This is a genomic window from Idiomarina sp. OT37-5b (assembly GCF_002968395.1).
GTDB classification, from domain to species: domain Bacteria; phylum Pseudomonadota; class Gammaproteobacteria; order Enterobacterales; family Alteromonadaceae; genus Idiomarina; species Idiomarina aquatica.
The window spans coordinates 1,565,943-1,581,364 of the sequence record NZ_CP027188.1 but is presented as its reverse complement, the minus strand read 5'-3'; the positions used below and the strand labels follow the sequence as shown (position 1 = coordinate 1,581,364).

Sequence of the window (15,422 nt, the reverse complement as noted above, 5' to 3'; positions counted from 1 at the left end):
ACTTTGCCATCATTTTCGGGAGTTTATGCCTGCCTTGCAAGCGAATTAGGCAAACCATTGGTCAAAACCAGGGGCGATGAGGTAATACCATTCATGAAACGAATTGAAGTAGAAGACGATTTGTACGCATACATAGCAAGTCACACCCAGCAAATAGGCGAGAGCGCATCGGATATTTTGCGCCGTCTGCTCGGGCTGGACGCTGCCACCGAAACCGCTGAACAGAGTCCGGAAAAAGCGACCGAAAGTGTCTTTAACCGCCTCAACCAGCAGGATGTTAATGTGCAAAAAAGCGTGGTCGCACGGTTTCTGTACATTCTCAGCATGTTGCATCGATCGCATCCGCAACAATTTGAGCAAGTACTGACCATTCGCGGGCGTGATCGCCAGTATTTTGCCCGCTCCGAGGAGGCACTGCTCACCAGCGGTAATAGCACCAACCCGAAAGCCATCCCGGGTTCGCCTTACTGGGTAGTAACCAACAACAATACGACTAAGAAAAAATCCATGCTGACGCAAGTTGCTGAGCAATTGGGGTACAGTGCTGCCGAAGCGGAAAAAATAAGGGACTTTTTATAATGGCCATGCATGAACGTGCCGGGCAGGAGGCGACACCTGCGGATTTGATCAATATTGCGCAACTGACCAGTGCTTATTATGTTTATGAGCCGGATCCGCGCAATCCGGCCCAGAAAGTGAGTTTTGGTACCTCGGGTCATCGCGGCAGCGCGCTCAAGCGTAGCTTTAACGAAGCGCATATTCTGGCGATCGCGCAAGCGATTTGTGCCTACCGCGAAGAGCAGGGTATCCGCGGACCGATCCTGGTTGGCAAGGATACTCACGCGTTATCCGAATCGGCGTATCTGAGTGCGCTGGATGTGTTCTTAGGTAATGGGCTGGAAGTGCGGGTGCAAACGGAGCACGATTACACCCCGACACCGGCGATATCACACGCCATTTTAACCTACAACAAGGAGCATGAGGATGTTTGCGATGGGGTCGTGATTACGCCGTCGCATAACCCTCCCCAGGACGGCGGCTTTAAATACAACCCGCCACACGGTGGGCCGGCCGACAGCGACGCCACCAAAACCATTGAAAAATACGCTAATGCGCTGCTTTCCTCCGGTTTGCAGGGGGTTAACACCTGTGAATCAGAAGACGTCCTGGAGCATCCAGCGTTAGTCTTTTGCGACTGGCGTCGCGACTACATCGAGAGCCTCACTCGAGTGATCGATATGGACGCGATTGCCGCCGCCAAGCTCAAACTTGGTATCGATGCGATGGGTGGTTCTGGTGCAAAATACTGGCAGCAGATTGCCGAGCACTACCGGTTGGACATCACCGTGCACAACGCACACGTGGATCCTGCTTTTGGCTTTATGACGCTGGACAAAGACGGCCAGATCCGTATGGACTGTTCGTCACCGGCCGCGATGGCCGGTCTGCTGCAATACAAAGACCAGTATGATTTGGCCGGTGGCAATGATCCGGATTACGATCGCCACGGCATTGTCACGCCAACGCACGGTCTACTTAACCCCAATCATTACTTAGCGGTTGCCATTGACTATCTGTGCCAGACGCGTCAGTGGAACGAGCAAGTGGCAATTGGTAAAACAGTGGTGTCCAGTGCCATGATCGACCGTGTTGTTGCTCATAACGGACGACCGTTACTGGAAGTTCCGGTTGGCTTCAAATGGTTTGCTCCGGGCCTCGCCGCGCAGACTATCGGCTTTGCCGGCGAGGAAAGCGCTGGTGCAACCTTGTTGGATCGTAACGGCGAGGTCTGGACGACCGATAAAGACGGGATTGTGATGGTACTGCTGGCGGCAGAAATACTTGCCAAGACGGGTAAAAACCCGGGTCAATACTACGACCAACTGTGTCTGCAACATGGCACGTCGTATTATCGCCGAGTGGATACAGCGTCTTCTACGGAACAGAACAAAGCCTTTGCCGGTATCCGCGCTTATAAGGTGAAATTGCCACAATTGGCTGGCGAAGCGGTGACCTCAATCGCTACGAAAGCACCAGGTAATGACGCTCAGTTTGGTGGTATTAAAGTGACCACCGCTAATGGCTGGTTTGCTGCGCGACCGTCAGGCACCGAACCCGTTTATAAAATATACGCCGAAAGCTTTAACAGTGATGAGCATCTTACCGCCATCATTGAAGAAGCCCAGCAATGGGTTTCCGGGCTTCTCAGCAACGAGTAAATTAACGTTTGAGGACGGCGTTGCCATCAACGTCGTCGCTCTGTTGCTCTTCATCTTCCGGCAATTCTTCCGCCATTGATGTCAGTAGTTCATCCGATGTCTGTGATGGTGCCAATACCGCAAAGCTACTGTGCAACTGGTCTTCGGCCTTGGCACGACGAGTAATACGGTACAGGGAATAAAGCCCCACAAACGCCGTCAGTCCGCCCAACAGTAAGAAGAAAAAGTTAATCGCGCCAAATTGCATCAGTGCCGCAACCGCTGGCGCACCGATGATGGAGCCCGCACCACCAATTTTAATGATGGCACCGGTAGCGCCGACCATCTGATCACGTTCCAGATAATCGTTGGTGTGAGCCATGCCCAGTGAATACAGTGGCAGAATAAAAGCACCCAATACCGCGACCGCCAGATAAATCAACAAGGCATTACCGGCACCGAGTTGTGACAGGATGATGGCACTGACGGCGCCGCCACCGGCACAAATGGTGATCACAAAACGACGGTCGATGCGGTCAGACAGCAAGCCAAACGGTGCCTGAGACAGAAGCCCGCCAACGATAAACGCCGACATAAAGAAGGTGATCTGTACCACACTCAAACCGATGTATGACGCGTACATTGGACCAATGCCATAGAACATCGCATAGCACGCTTGCATGATAAAGGCATTCACCACGCCTAACGGCACGGTTTTGAACAACATTTTAATCGGTACTTTTTTGTTTTCGTGGGTGGTTGGCTCGACCGTAACACTGACCAAAATAGGGATCAGTGACAGGTTGATTAATAACGCGACAATGGCAAAGCCAATAAAGCCAGCCGGGTCGGCAACCCCCAAAATCAGCTGGCCGGCGATCAGGCCGGTATAAATAATAACCAGATAGACGGACAGCAGCGTGCCGCGGCTGCGGTTATCGGCCATGGTATTAAGCCAGCTCTCGGCGATCACGAAGATGCCGGAAATCGCAAAACCGGTAATAAAGCGCATCACAAACCAGACAATGGGATCAACCCAGATGGCTTGCACCAACACACTGAATGCGGCCAATGCCGCGAGGCCGCCGAAGGATCGGATGTAGCCGACTCGGCGAATGTCTTTGGGCGCGCGGGTTGAACCGAACAGGTAGCCAATAAAATAGGCTGACATGATAAAACCGGTGACCAGGGTACCGAAATCTTCGATGGTTGCGCGTAAACTGAGTAGGGTACTGGTCATGCCCACACAAACACCAATCAAACTGATGCTGGATAAAAGTGAACTGATCCCTCGAAGTTGCTTTTTAAGCATGGCCGACCCTGATTGCTAGAATTTTCCGCTATTCTAGCGGTCATAAGTCGGTTTGACTAGCAGGCTTTTACGATTCCCACAGGCTTATCCACAAGTTGTCACTTGCTGTTACGAATACGGCTGTTTAAGATGCACACAACACCTTAAAAACGAAGCAGCAGCATGAATTGTAAAACTCGTTTAGTTGCACTGATGATCATCTGCATGGTTGCATTGTCGTGGAGCGGTTCGACGGCGGCTAAATTGATCGAGGATCTTTACAGCGCGCGAGTCGATGTAAGTTCTCAGGCCAGTCAGCAACGTCAGCAGGCAATCCGTGCCGCGTTTGATCAGGTGATCATTAAGGTCACCGGTCAGTCGGCACTGTTGGAACACCAGGCGGTGCAATCAGCGCGTCGGAATGTTAACGATTATTTGCTGCAATATGGTTACCAGCGGCAGGGTTCGCAACAACGACTGGAAGCGACCTTTGACGGGCGTAAACTGAGGCAGTTGTTGGCGGATAATGAATTGCCTTACTGGGGAAGCCGCCGACCGGAATTGTTATTGTGGATTGCCCATGAACAGGATAACAACCGCCGTCAGTTGATTGGCAGCGGCGATGAGTCGATCTTTACTCAACAATTACGAACCTTTGCCCGCGCTTCCGGTATTCCTATTCAGTTACCGTTATTGGACTTAACCGATGCGATGACCGTTAGCCCCACCGATGTCTGGGGGCGCTTCACGCAACCCGTTGCCAAGGCGAGCCGTCGCTATGCGTCCGATGGGTACCTGATGGCACGTATTACCCGCCTTGAAAATCCTGAGAGCCCGGATCAGACCTACCGTCTTGACTGGTCTGTTGATGTCGAGTCTCGACGCCTGAATGGCGTGGTGTACGCACAAAGTGAGGATTGGTTAGCAGAACCTTTTGTTAATGATTTACTGCAACAGTTGGCGAAAACTTACAGCGTGGTGAGCTCGGATCAGCAGGAGTTAATCGAGGTAGCGCTGGAAGTGCAGCAGTTGCAACGTTGGCAGGATGTGCTGGCGCTGGAGCAGTTTCTCAGTTCAGTGGCATCGGTAGAGTCGGTGCGACTACAACAATACAGCACCGAACGCGCGCAGTTTACTGTGGTGGTGCGTGGTAGTGAGGATCATTTATTGCAAACCATTCAGCTAGACGGTCGCCTGGTTTCTCAGGACGTCAGCCCGTTTATTGAACCTAAGCGTCAGCAACAAAGCGTTTATCGTTGGGTAGCCAATTAATGCCACAGCAACAACCGATGCCTCAGCAACTGCCCTTACAGGTACAATTACCGGATGACGAACTGTTTGCGACGTTTTATCGCGGACAGAACAGTGAAGCCGTTGATTGGCTGACGCAAATGGCGCAACGTCATGAGGGGCCGGGCAAAACCGACCGCTTTACCTGGATTTCCGGGCCTGCCGCCAGCGGCAAAAGCCACTTGTTGCATGCAACCTTAGCAGCGGCCAATCACGCCAATAAAAAGGTGATGTATCTGCCGTTTAATGAACTGCAACGCATCGAAGATGCGGCCGCTGTGCTTGAGGGAATGCATCACTTTGATCTGTTGTGTATTGACGATGTGGATGCGGTATTAGATCGCGCGGACTGGTGTTTTGAGCTGTTTGCGCTGATAAACCGGATAACCGATGAAAAGACCGTGCGCATGGTGATGACCGCGTCCCAGGCGGCAGCGCAAACCGAGGTTACGCTGCCTGACTTAAAGTCGCGCCTGCAATGGTCAACGGCTTACCAGTTAACGCCGCTGGATGACGCTGATAAAGCCAAGGCGCTGTCGTTGCGAGCGGGTTGGCGAGGTCTGCAACTGCCGGCTGATGTCGCACAATTTATGTTGCACCGGCTGGGGCGCGATATGCGCGAGCTATTACGTTATTTAAATGAACTTGATACGGCGTCGATGGCGCAACAGCGTCGTTTAACCATTCCCTTTGTTAAACAAACGCTGTCGATTTAATCCTGCCGTTGTTTCTTTAAGCCAAGTCCTTGAGCGCGTCCCTGATAACGGGCATAGCCGGTCGCGCCGACAAACGCACCGCTGGTTAACAGTAATTCCACCAGCGCCAACCAGAATTCGCTCGGATGGGTATACAGTGTGGTCAGTGCGTGCAAAAAGTAAAACATGAGAATAAAGTTGAACCAGGCGTGGGTATAGGCTTTACCTTTTACCAGACCCGGTAACGGGAATAACAGCGGCAGTACCCAAAACAGTAACGCTAGAGGTAAGGGTAAGCTGACACTGTCGGGATCCTGCAAAAGTGTGTGCCAAAGCACCACAAAAAGCAGTAAAGGCCAGTAGCAAAGCTGGGTTAAAACGCGATAGAAACGCGGTTGTCTGGGCATCATGACGGTTCAGTCCTCAATGGTTGCGTGACGGCAGGCGGTTGCAATTTGACAGACCCGGCGACCGAGCGCAAAAGCGGTTTGTTGTTCGCTGCTGGTCAGGCTGGTGCGATCATTCAAAAAACTGGCACCATAAGGAGAGCCTCCACCATCGCGACCATGCACACTGGGCTGTGAGTAAGGCACACCGGTTAACAACATACCGTGGTGAAGCAGTGGCAGTGCCAGGGACAGTAGGGTGGTTTCCTGACCGCCATGCAATGATGAGGTCGAGGTAAACACCGCGCCGGGCTTGTTGATCAAGACACCTTTAAGCCAGTCGTTACTGGTGCTTTCCCAAAACTTTTGCAACGCCGACGCCATGTGACCAAAGCGGGTTGGGCTACCCAACAACAGCGCATCGCATCGCGTCAGTTCGTCGCGTTCAATCACCATATCGCGGGCGCTGGCTGCGTCAGCATCGCTGTTAACCGTGCGCAACAGCGCTTCCCCCCCGGCGGCGGTTACACCTTCAGCAATGGCATCAGCGAGCCGTTGAGTGGCGCCGCCACGGCTAAAATACAAAATAATGACCTGAGTAGAGGACGTTGTCATAGGATATCGAGTACGTTTTCCGGAGGACGGCCAATCACTGCTTTATCGCCGTTAATCACGATCGGTCGTTCAATCAGTTTGGGATTATTAACCATGGCGGTAATCAAGGTATCGTTATCATCGACGTCCGCCAGACCCAGTTCTTTATACAGGTCTTCTTTGGTGCGCATCAGTTGTTTTGGCTGTAATTGTAATAATTCCAGAATGCGCGTTAATTCAGCGGCGTTCGGTGGCGTTTTTAAGTATTCAACCACAGTAGGCTGAGCGCCACGTTCTTCGATAAGCGCCAGTGTTTGGCGAGATTTTGAACAGCGGGGGTTATGATAGATGGTTAATTCACTCATGCGATTGACTCTTGCGTGATATTCGATAAAGGTAGCCTCATGTTACCGCAAAGCGTTAAATGAAGGCAAAAATCTCGATAAAAACAGGACAATAAAAATGAAACATAGATATTTGTCATGGCTAGCCGTGCTGCTGCTCGGCGCGTGCTCGCCACAACCTGACATTACCACAACCACCGATGACAACGTCAGTTGGCAACAGCAAGACGCCACCGTCGTAATTAATTATTTCGCTGAATGGTGTGCCCCTTGCCTTCGCGAATTGCCTGAGTTGAATGAGTTTTATCATCAGGATGTGGCCAACAACCCCGAGCTTAAGTTGATAGGGGTGAGCTTTGATCCGCTTGATAATGAGCAGATAAGGGCTCTGGCCCAACGGCATGGCATCGACTACCCATTAGCGTTGGCACAACCACCGGCAAATTATCCGTTCGAACGTCCGAAAATGTTGCCGGCAACTTATGTCGTGTTCCCTGACGGCCGGGTGAAAGGGCCGATGATGGGAGAGCAAACGCTGACTTCACTGCGCGCAGCGGTGTCGGAGTCACATTAGGTTTTGTGCCTGTTCCAGTTGCGCCCTTAATTGGTCGATACGGGCGTTCAGGCGCTTTAAGGTTACGTCGTTATTGGTGTGATTGTGTGCGGTATGCAACTGGTCAATGGCCAGTTTGAAGTTACCGCGCAACGCTAATGCCTCAGCGCGTGTTTCGTACATCGCGGCACGGTTGGCACTGCGTTCATAGGCGTTGGTGAGCAGATCCAGCGCCAATATATGATGGTTATTTTCCAGTAAGAAGTGGCGCAACAGGTCGATGGCAAGTGAAATCTCACCGGCTTCGATGGCTGCGTTGGCAAAGTTAAGGGTTACCACCGGCTCATTGGGTGAGCGTTGGTAGGCATCTCTCAGCAGGTTGAGTGCTTCGTCGTAGCGTTGTTGCTGCAGCAAAATATCCGTTTGCACGTCGAGATAAAAACGGTTGCGTGGAGCCTGGGCTAACAACGGCGCCAGATGTTCAGCGGCGCGCTCGGCATTGCCATCGTCCAAAGCCCTTATAGCTAGGGCGTACAAGCCATATTGACGCGCGAACGGGTCAGTGCTGTTGCTGAGCGCCTGCAGTTCAGATTCGGTGCTGGACCGTGTATAACGGGCATCCACTCGCGCCTTGGCTAAATGAAAATCGAGGCTGGGTGCGACGTTGCGGCGTTGCATACTTTCTGCCCGAGCGCGGGTATCGGCGATACGGGATTCTGGCAGCGGGTGCGTCATTAGCATCTCCGGCGGCTTGCTGACATACCGATATTTTTCCGCCAAGCGACCAAAAAAGTTAGGCGCTCCGGCCGGATCGTAGCCCGCATTGGCCAATACGCCCATACCAATTCGGTCAGCTTCTTGTTCGTACAAACGGGTATAATTGATTTGTGATTGCTGCGACATACCCATGGTGGCATACAGCCCGGCGGCACCGGCTTCGGCATTGGCCATGCCGAGCAAGATCGAACCCACCAGTCCGGCGATGGTCATCGGCATACTGCGTTGCTGTTCCTGCATTCGGCGCACGATATGACGCTGGGTTACGTGAGCAATCTCGTGGCCGAGTACGGCCGCAAGTTCCGATTCGTTACGGGCTTCCTGGATCAGCCCGGTATGCACACCAACATAGCCTCCGAAAAACGCAAAGGCATTAATTTCGGGATTATTGATCCAGAAAAAATTAAACGGGTAACGAACACTGTCGGCGTGGCGCACTAAGCTGTTGCCGAGTTCGGCTAAATAACTGTCCAGTGCCGGATCGGCAATAATGGGTGCCTGGGCTCGTACCTGACGCATATAATAATCGCCAATCAGTCGTTCCCGTTCGACGCTCATAAAGCCGGCCCCGGTGGTTCCCATTTGTGGCAGACGCGAATGATCTTGCGCCACAGATACCGAACTTACCCCGGTTAGCAGGGCAACACTACAAATTGTGATTAATGTATGACGAAAGGATGGCATGTACGGCTCTTGAGTTAACAACCTGCTGTTGCTATGAGTTAGTAATTAAAAAATAGTTCCTTTTTACTCTATGGGGTTATGGAAAGATTGCAAGGGCTGATATGATGATAGCAGTAGCTCCGAGGTATTAACGACATGCTGGATTACCTAAAACAATGGTATAACCGTAAGTTTTCTGACCCTAACGCCGTAACACTATTTTTGTTGCTGGTATTTGGGGTATCTCTGATCGTCTTTTTTGGCAATTTACTGGCGCCCATCCTTATTGCTGTCGCGCTGGCCTACTTGTTGGACTGGCCGGTTACCCGACTGATGCACCTCGGTTTATCACGGCTGTTGGCAAGTATTGTTACTTTTACGCTGTTTGTGGCGCTGGCGCTTATCCTGGTGGTAACACTGGTGCCGGTTATCTGGCAGCAAAGCACGACACTGGTTACGGAACTGCCGGAAATGTTGACGAATGTGCAGATTTGGCTGCACAAGCTACCCGAACTGTTCCCTAACATTATCGATCAGGCACAGATCAACGAACTGATGCACAGCCTGCGCCGTCGTGCGGTTGCCATGGGCGAACAATTGCTGACGTTGTCATTGAGCTCGATTGCCAACGTGATGGCCATTATGGTGTATCTGATTGTGGTGCCTCTGCTGGTGTTCTTTATGTTGAAAGATCGCGATGAGCTGATGTCGCACCTGAATCGCGTGCTGCCGTCTAACCGCCAATTAATCAGTCAGGTTGGCCAGGAAATGAACCTACAAATCATGAACTACATTCGCGGTAAAGCGATTGAAGTGGTGGTGGTGGCGGTCGTCAGTTTTATCACTTTCTTTGCGTTCGACCTGCGGTACGCGGCGTTGTTGTCGATTATGGTCGGTTTTTCCGTATTAATTCCTTATATTGGTGCGGCTGTTGTGACCATCCCGGTGTTGTTGGTGGCCTTTTTTCAATTCGGTCCAACCTCAACCTTCGCCTGGATAGCGGTTGCCTACTTTATTATTCAGGCGTTGGACGGTAACTTGCTGGTGCCGATTTTGTTTTCGGAGGCGGTCAGTTTAAATCCCGTTTATATCATTGCTGCAGTGGTGGTTTTTGGTGGTATCTGGGGCTTTTGGGGGGTGTTTTTCGCAATCCCACTGGCCAGTCTGGTCAAAGCCGTATTAACCGCCTGGTCCAGTGGGGTTGAACAACAAACTAACGCCGGTTAGTCGTTATCATTCAGAGCGTCGAGGACCACCTCATGGTGGTTCTTGGTTTTGAACTTATCAAATACCTGGCTGATGGTGCCGTCCTGCTCGATTAAAAAGCTGATGCGGTGAATGCCGTCGTATTCTTTACCCATGAATTTTTTCGGTCCCCAGACGCCAAATTGATCGGCGACCTGGTGATCCTCGTCACTCAACAGTGTGAAGTTTAATTCGTCGCGCTCGGTGAACTTAGCCAAACGCTTAGGTGCGTCCGGGCTGATGCCAACTGAGATGACGTTGTGCTCGGCCAGCTTATCTTTTTGGTCCCGCAAGTTTTGCGCCTGTACCGTACAACCCGGGGTCATTGCTTTTGGATAAAAATAGACCAGCACCCGGTGTTGCTGCAGTAACTCGGCCAGTTTAACGGTATTTTCATTGGCGTCAGCCAGTTCAAACATAGGGGCTTTATCGCCAGCTTGTAAACGTTCCATTCGGATCTCCCTTGATGATTTGATGAAAGCTAATGAGTTATAGAATACCTTAGTGCGGTTTGGATTAAAAATTGATGGAACCATTGCACGCAACTATGTTCCTAGTCTTGTCTTTATATTGGTGTGCCATTACCATTGTAAGCCGCAATTTTTTATACGGAGTAGATATGCTAAAGGGTAGTATTGTTGCGTTAGTTACGCCTTTTACCAAATACGGCAATATCGATTATAGCGAATTAGAGTATTTGGTTAACCGTCACGTAGAGGCTGGAACTGACGCTATCGTCGCGGTAGGAACCACGGGCGAATCTACCACACTTAGCCATGAGGAGCACATTGACGTTGTCAGTGCGATGGTGGAATTGGCGGATGGCCGCATAGGTGTGATTGGTGGTAACGGTTCAAATTCAACCAGTGAAGCGGTGCAGTTGACCGAAAAAATGAGTCACCTCGGTGTCGACGGTTTCCTCAACGTTACCCCCTACTACAACAAACCCTCGCTGGCAGGCCTTATTGCTCACTACAAAGCCTGCGCTGAAGTCAGTGACATACCTCAAATTCTTTATAACGTGCCAGGTCGCACCGCACTGGATATGACCCCGGATGTGATTGAGCAATTGGCGGCCATTGACGGAATTATTGGTATCAAAGAAGCAACCGGCGACATTAGCCGCGTCGCGGATTTGAGGCGTCGTTGCGGTGATGATTTCATCCTGTTAAGTGGTGATGACCCGACCGCCCGGGAGTTTATGCTGGCCGGCGGTGATGGCGTGATCAGTGTTACCGCTAACGTTGTACCGGCACAGATGAAAGCGCTCGTTGAAGCAGCTACTCAAGGTCTGCGCGCAGAAGCTGAAGCGATTGACAAGCAACTAGAGGCGTTGCACCAGGTGTTGTTTATTGAGTCAAACCCTATCCCGGTAAAATGGGCATTGGCGTTGATGGGTTGGTGCAGTGCAAATTATCGGTTACCGTTAACCCCGCCGGAACTTCATCATCAAGAAAAAATCGAAGCGGTGTTAGCCGAACTGGATTTATTAAATTCTCAGGAGTCGTAATGAAATTAACTCGCGTTGCTACAGTGGTAGCCGCAGCCACCGCCTTGTCGGCATGTTCCAGCGGGCCGAAAGAGCAGGCCAGTGGAGATTTTGACTACGCGCAGATGAACCAGCCTTCCGCATTGGTCGTGCCTTCAGAACTTGAAGCGCCGGAAACCGAAAGTGATTACGAGGTGCCAGCCAATCAGATCGCGGCCGGAAACGTTGGGGCTGACGTCAATGTCATGTCACCGCGGCTGGTACGTCCCGTTGCGCTGGGCAGTCGAGTACTGGAAAATGAACAGCAGACCACGGTTTATTTTGATGTGGTTGACGGTATGGGTGGAGCGGTTGTCGATTTTGTTTGGCGTGCGGCAGAGAATGTCCTGCAACGTCGAAACATTCAGTGGCAACAAGTTGATCAAACTACCTGGTTGAGCGAGCCGGTAACGCGTGCGATGGAACTGGAAGCTGAAGACAGCAGTTTTTGGGATTTTGGTGAAAACAGCACACGTCGCCTGGAACGCAGCTATCGTTATCAGTTAAGCCAGGACCCTGCGTCTCATGGCCGCACCACCTCGTTAACCATCGACCTTAAAGATGTAACAGAAAAGCGCGACGGCAAGGCTCAACCAATGTCGGAGTTGTTGCAAACCAACACTGAGGTGGCGTTACTCAATGCGGTGATCTCCGAAGTTAACCGTCTGCAGCAGGAGGGTGTTATTGCGGAGGGTAACCAAGTGGTACCGTTGACCCTGGCAACGAACAACAAGCAGCAGCCTGCCTTTATTATCGGTATGTCGTTTGAGAATGCGTGGCCATTGACGGGTCTGGCGCTGGATCAAATTGGTCTGATTGTCGACGATCTTAACCGTGACGCTGGTACTTATTTTGTTGAGTACAGCAAGCCTGACAGTGGCTTCCTATTCATGGGCGGCGATGATTATGAGGCGCTTGATATTGAAGAAGGGGAATACGAAGTCCGTTTGGTCGAGTATAATGATGACACCTCAATGACCGTATTACGCGACGGCGAAGTGGTTAGTGAAGCTTGGTTAAAAGCCATCGAAAACGCTTTTGCAGACGCCTTGCAAGAGCAAAATCAACGTTAATATAAGGGTTTGCCCAGTCATGGAAAAACGCAGTGAGTTGTACCGCGGTAAAGCGAAAACCGTTTATCAAACCGATGATCCTAATCGGCTGATACTTGAGTTTCGTAACGATACGTCTGCCTTTGATGGTGAAAAAGTCGAGCAGTTAGATGATAAAGGTATGGTTAACAATCGTTTTAACCACTTCATCATGACACGGCTGGAAGAGGCTGGCATTCCAACCCAGTTGGATCGTTTGCTCAGTGACAACGAATCGCTGGTTAAGAAGCTCGATATGATCCCGGTAGAATGTGTGGTTCGCAACGTTGCTGCAGGCTCGCTGGTGCGCCGTCTGGGCGTTGAAGAAGGGAAAGCGTTAAATCCGCCGACCTTTGAGTTTTTCCTGAAGAATGATGCATTGCATGACCCAATGGTTAACGAATATCACATTCAAGCCTTTGGCTGGGCGACCAAAGAACAAATTGAGCAAATGAAAACCCTGACCTTCAAGGTTAATGCCGTACTCAAGTCGTTGTTTGAGCAGGCGGGTCTGATCTTGGTTGATTACAAACTGGAGTTTGGTGTCTGCGACGGCGAATTGGTACTGGGCGATGAATTTACCCCAGATGGTTGTCGCTTATGGGACGCTAAGACCCGTGAGAAACTCGATAAGGACCGCTTCCGTCAAGGCTTAGGCGGTGTGGTTGAGGCCTATCGCGAAGTCGCACAACGCTTAGGTGTGCAGCTGTCCTGATGAGGTCTCGCTCGCTACTGCGAGCGATCCGACGCCGAAGGTTTGTTGTTCTCCGCACCGGATGATGTTTCATTGTCCGGTGTTTTTTTGTCGGTACTATTGTCCTCGTTGGTGTCCTTGTTGGTTGGCCATTTGAATTTGCTGGTGTATTTCAGCACCATTAAATTACTGACCACGACACCGATCACTAAAAGGATGAGTAGCCACACCAAGTGTTGGTCCATCCGTTATCCTCGCTTATGTTGTTGATGTACTGTTTTTGGATGTGCGGCAACTGTTCCAACACCGTCGTTTTGCCCTCTAACGGCAGTGATTGCAGTAACTCCGTGAGCACCGTTAAGCTTAACTGCTGTTGTAACTGAGTTGCCAGCGGACGATAGCTCAGATGCCATGGTTCCTGTGCAACGCCACCTTGATAACGTGCGTAAGGAAAGAAAAAGCCAAACTCGTGTGCGTGCTCTGTAAGCCATTGCCAGACATGAAAACAAGGGCCACTGGGATCGCAGTATTCCGACGGCACCAGTTGTAACGTGTTGCTGCCATCGCGAAACGGTCGCGGGTCGAACAGGTCAAAATCACTTCCCCAGTGATGACGGCTGGCGCCGGGCAGGGCGGACCAATGTAAAATGGCATGCATCAGTGCGGCGGGCTCTAAGGCCGTGACCGTCAGGGGCTGACCGTTTTTATCCAGTACGCTTTGCTGGCCTTGCCATTTACGGTTCCAGATCGACAATTGCCGTTGCAGCGAACGAAACCCCGAGGCAATTGCCAGCGAAATGCCCGCGTCTTCTGCTGCCGCGCGCATTTTCAGGTAAGCCTCAGCAGCCAGCGGGTGAAGCTTCGCCTGCTCGCCCGCCAGCGTGGTTAAGTGGCTGTCCGTTTGGCCGGTCAGTTGAGCAATACTCAGTTGCTCTGGCATAAACTCAGCAACTCCTCTAATGTTGCTTGGTAAACCTCAGTCAGTTGCTCCAAGTCGCTGACTCGTACGCACTCATTAACCTTATGAATGGTGGCATTGACCGGACCGAGTTCGATCACCTGAGCGCCGGTCGGAGCAATGAAGCGTCCATCAGACGTACCACCGGCAGTGGACAACTGCGCCGGTTCACCACAGTAGCGTGTCAGGGCCGTTTGCACCGCGTCAACCAAAATATCCGGTTCGGTTAGGAAAGGCGGCCCGTTTAATGTCCAGTTTAGATGATAATCCAAGTTATGCTCGGTAAGAATGGCCTCTACTTGCTGTTTGAGTTGTTGCGCCGTAAGTTCGGTTGAGAAACGGAAGTTAAATTGCACATCGAGCCGTCCCGGAATAACGTTACCGGCGCCGGTGCCGGCATGGATATTAGAGATTTGAAAGGTGGTCGGCGGAAAATACTCATTGCCATCGTCCCAGCGCTGCTGAGCTAACTGATGCAACGCTGCGGCAGCGTCGTGGACCGGATTCTTAGCCAGGTGTGGGTAGGCAACATGCCCCTGGACACCATGCACGGCAAGGTCGCCGGTAAGGCTGCCACGGCGGCCGTTTTTCACCACATCACCCAAGCGCTCGGTACTGGACGGCTCGCCGACGATACACCAGGTGATTTTTTCGTCACGTGCCTCGAGGGTTTCGATGACGCGTTTGGTTCCGTTAATAAAAGGGCCTTCCTCGTCACTGGTGATAAGAAACGCCAGATCAAAGGGCAGTGGTTGCGGGTTGTGCTCTAAAAACGCTTCCACAGCAACGATCATGGCCGCCAGACTGCCTTTCATATCCGCTGCGCCCCGGCCGACCAGGTAGCCATCCTTAATGGTCGGCTCAAACGGTGGTGATGACCAGTCACTGGGATCGCCCGGCGGCACCACATCGGTATGGCCAGCAAAACAGAAGACCGGTTTGCCACGGCCCAGCCGCGCCCATAAATTGGTGGTGTCCTCAAACACCAGCGTTTCCAGCTCGAAACCGAGTGCCGCCAGACGCTCACCTAATAATTGCTGGCAACCTTCGTCGGCCGGCGTAATGGACGGGCGTGAAATCAGCTGTTTGGCTAAAGATAATGTTTCGCTGCTCAT

General features: G+C 51.6%; 18 protein-coding genes. 9 read left to right on the top strand and 9 right to left on the bottom strand.

Going from position 1 to position 15,422, the window contains the following annotated elements; genetic code table 11:
* Positions 1-93 precede the first annotated feature (93 nt).
* Positions 94-579: a replication initiation negative regulator SeqA gene (seqA, locus tag C5610_RS07345; protein WP_105306613.1), complete on the top strand. Its 486-nt coding sequence runs from the start codon at positions 94-96 to the stop codon at positions 577-579.
* On the top strand, positions 579-2,219 hold the full coding sequence (pgm, locus tag C5610_RS07340) for a phosphoglucomutase (alpha-D-glucose-1,6-bisphosphate-dependent) (RefSeq protein ID WP_105306612.1): 1,641 nt from the start codon (positions 579-581) through the stop codon (positions 2,217-2,219). Before seqA ends, pgm begins: the two co-directional genes overlap by 1 nt.
* A gap of 1 nt (position 2,220) precedes the next feature.
* Here pgm and C5610_RS07335 read toward each other — a convergent pair whose 3' ends face one another.
* Entirely contained in the window at positions 2,221-3,510 is a 1,290-nt protein-coding gene (locus tag C5610_RS07335; protein WP_105306611.1) for an MFS transporter, read from the bottom strand.
* A gap of 162 nt (positions 3,511-3,672) precedes the next feature.
* On the opposite strand from C5610_RS07335, the gene C5610_RS07330 reads away from it, so the two are divergent.
* A complete protein-coding gene (locus C5610_RS07330; protein WP_105306610.1) occupies positions 3,673-4,761 on the top strand; it encodes a DUF2066 domain-containing protein in 1,089 nt (362 codons plus the stop codon).
* Complete coding sequence (hda, locus tag C5610_RS07325; RefSeq protein WP_262339802.1) at positions 4,761-5,495, top strand: DnaA regulatory inactivator Hda; 735 nt, start codon at positions 4,761-4,763, stop codon at positions 5,493-5,495. Before C5610_RS07330 ends, hda begins: the two co-directional genes overlap by 1 nt.
* On the opposite strand, the gene C5610_RS07320 is transcribed toward hda, so the two are convergent.
* The 3 genes from C5610_RS07320 to arsC are packed head-to-tail and all read right to left on the bottom strand — an operon-like array spanning position 5,492 to position 6,819.
* The gene (locus C5610_RS07320) at positions 5,492-5,884 is read right to left on the bottom strand and encodes a DUF2069 domain-containing protein (RefSeq protein ID WP_198678817.1); all 393 of its coding nucleotides are present in this window, start codon (positions 5,882-5,884) and stop codon (positions 5,492-5,494) included. The two genes, hda and C5610_RS07320, sit on opposite strands and share 4 nt — an antisense overlap.
* Positions 5,885-5,890: 6 nt before the next feature.
* Entirely contained in the window at positions 5,891-6,475 is a 585-nt protein-coding gene (locus tag C5610_RS07315; RefSeq protein ID WP_105306609.1) for a flavodoxin domain-containing protein, read from the bottom strand.
* Positions 6,472-6,819 (bottom strand): arsenate reductase (glutaredoxin), encoded by a 348-nt coding sequence (gene arsC / locus C5610_RS07310; RefSeq protein WP_105306608.1) that lies wholly within the window; start codon positions 6,817-6,819, stop codon positions 6,472-6,474. Before arsC ends, C5610_RS07315 begins: the two co-directional genes overlap by 4 nt.
* A 97-nt stretch (positions 6,820-6,916) precedes the next feature.
* On the opposite strand from arsC, the gene C5610_RS07305 reads away from it, so the two are divergent.
* Complete coding sequence (locus tag C5610_RS07305) at positions 6,917-7,372, top strand: TlpA family protein disulfide reductase (protein WP_105306607.1); 456 nt, start codon at positions 6,917-6,919, stop codon at positions 7,370-7,372.
* Here C5610_RS07305 and C5610_RS07300 read toward each other — a convergent pair.
* A complete protein-coding gene (locus C5610_RS07300) occupies positions 7,364-8,812 on the bottom strand; it encodes a M48 family metalloprotease (protein ID WP_105306606.1) in 1,449 nt (482 codons plus the stop codon). The genes C5610_RS07305 and C5610_RS07300 overlap by 9 nt on opposite strands.
* 135 nt (positions 8,813-8,947) lie before the next feature.
* Here C5610_RS07300 and C5610_RS07295 point away from each other — a divergent pair, with 135 nt between their 5' ends.
* Positions 8,948-10,018: an AI-2E family transporter gene (locus C5610_RS07295; RefSeq protein ID WP_105306605.1), complete on the top strand. Its 1,071-nt coding sequence runs from the start codon at positions 8,948-8,950 to the stop codon at positions 10,016-10,018.
* On the opposite strand, the gene bcp is transcribed toward C5610_RS07295, so the two are convergent.
* A complete protein-coding gene (bcp, locus tag C5610_RS07290) occupies positions 10,015-10,488 on the bottom strand; it encodes a thioredoxin-dependent thiol peroxidase (protein WP_105306604.1) in 474 nt (157 codons plus the stop codon). The genes C5610_RS07295 and bcp overlap by 4 nt on opposite strands.
* Before the next feature lie 167 nt (positions 10,489-10,655).
* On the opposite strand from bcp, the gene dapA reads away from it, so the two are divergent.
* From dapA to purC, 3 genes are read left to right on the top strand one after another with little or no spacing between them, the layout of a single operon-like run.
* Positions 10,656-11,546 (top strand): 4-hydroxy-tetrahydrodipicolinate synthase, encoded by an 891-nt coding sequence (dapA, locus tag C5610_RS07285; protein WP_105306603.1) that lies wholly within the window; start codon positions 10,656-10,658, stop codon positions 11,544-11,546.
* Positions 11,546-12,637 carry an outer membrane protein assembly factor BamC gene (gene bamC / locus C5610_RS07280; RefSeq protein WP_105306602.1) on the top strand — a complete coding sequence of 364 codons (1,092 nt, stop codon included), beginning with the start codon at positions 11,546-11,548 and terminating at the stop codon, positions 12,635-12,637. The genes dapA and bamC overlap by 1 nt, the downstream gene beginning before the upstream one ends.
* Before the next feature lie 19 nt (positions 12,638-12,656).
* Positions 12,657-13,370, top strand: coding sequence for a phosphoribosylaminoimidazolesuccinocarboxamide synthase (purC, locus tag C5610_RS07275; protein WP_105306601.1), 714 nt, complete (start codon positions 12,657-12,659; stop codon positions 13,368-13,370).
* A gap of 14 nt (positions 13,371-13,384) precedes the next feature.
* Here the strand turns inward: purC and C5610_RS07270 are convergent, their stop codons facing one another.
* The 3 genes from C5610_RS07270 to dapE are packed head-to-tail and all read right to left on the bottom strand — an operon-like array spanning position 13,385 to position 15,422.
* Positions 13,385-13,594, bottom strand: a complete 210-nt coding sequence (locus C5610_RS07270) for a DUF2897 family protein (protein WP_105306600.1) — start codon at positions 13,592-13,594, stop codon at positions 13,385-13,387.
* Positions 13,558-14,289: a M15 family metallopeptidase gene (locus C5610_RS07265; protein ID WP_105306599.1), complete on the bottom strand. Its 732-nt coding sequence runs from the start codon at positions 14,287-14,289 to the stop codon at positions 13,558-13,560. Before C5610_RS07265 ends, C5610_RS07270 begins: the two co-directional genes overlap by 37 nt.
* Positions 14,274-15,422 (bottom strand): succinyl-diaminopimelate desuccinylase, encoded by a 1,149-nt coding sequence (dapE, locus tag C5610_RS07260; RefSeq protein ID WP_105306598.1) that lies wholly within the window; start codon positions 15,420-15,422, stop codon positions 14,274-14,276. The genes C5610_RS07265 and dapE overlap by 16 nt, the downstream gene beginning before the upstream one ends.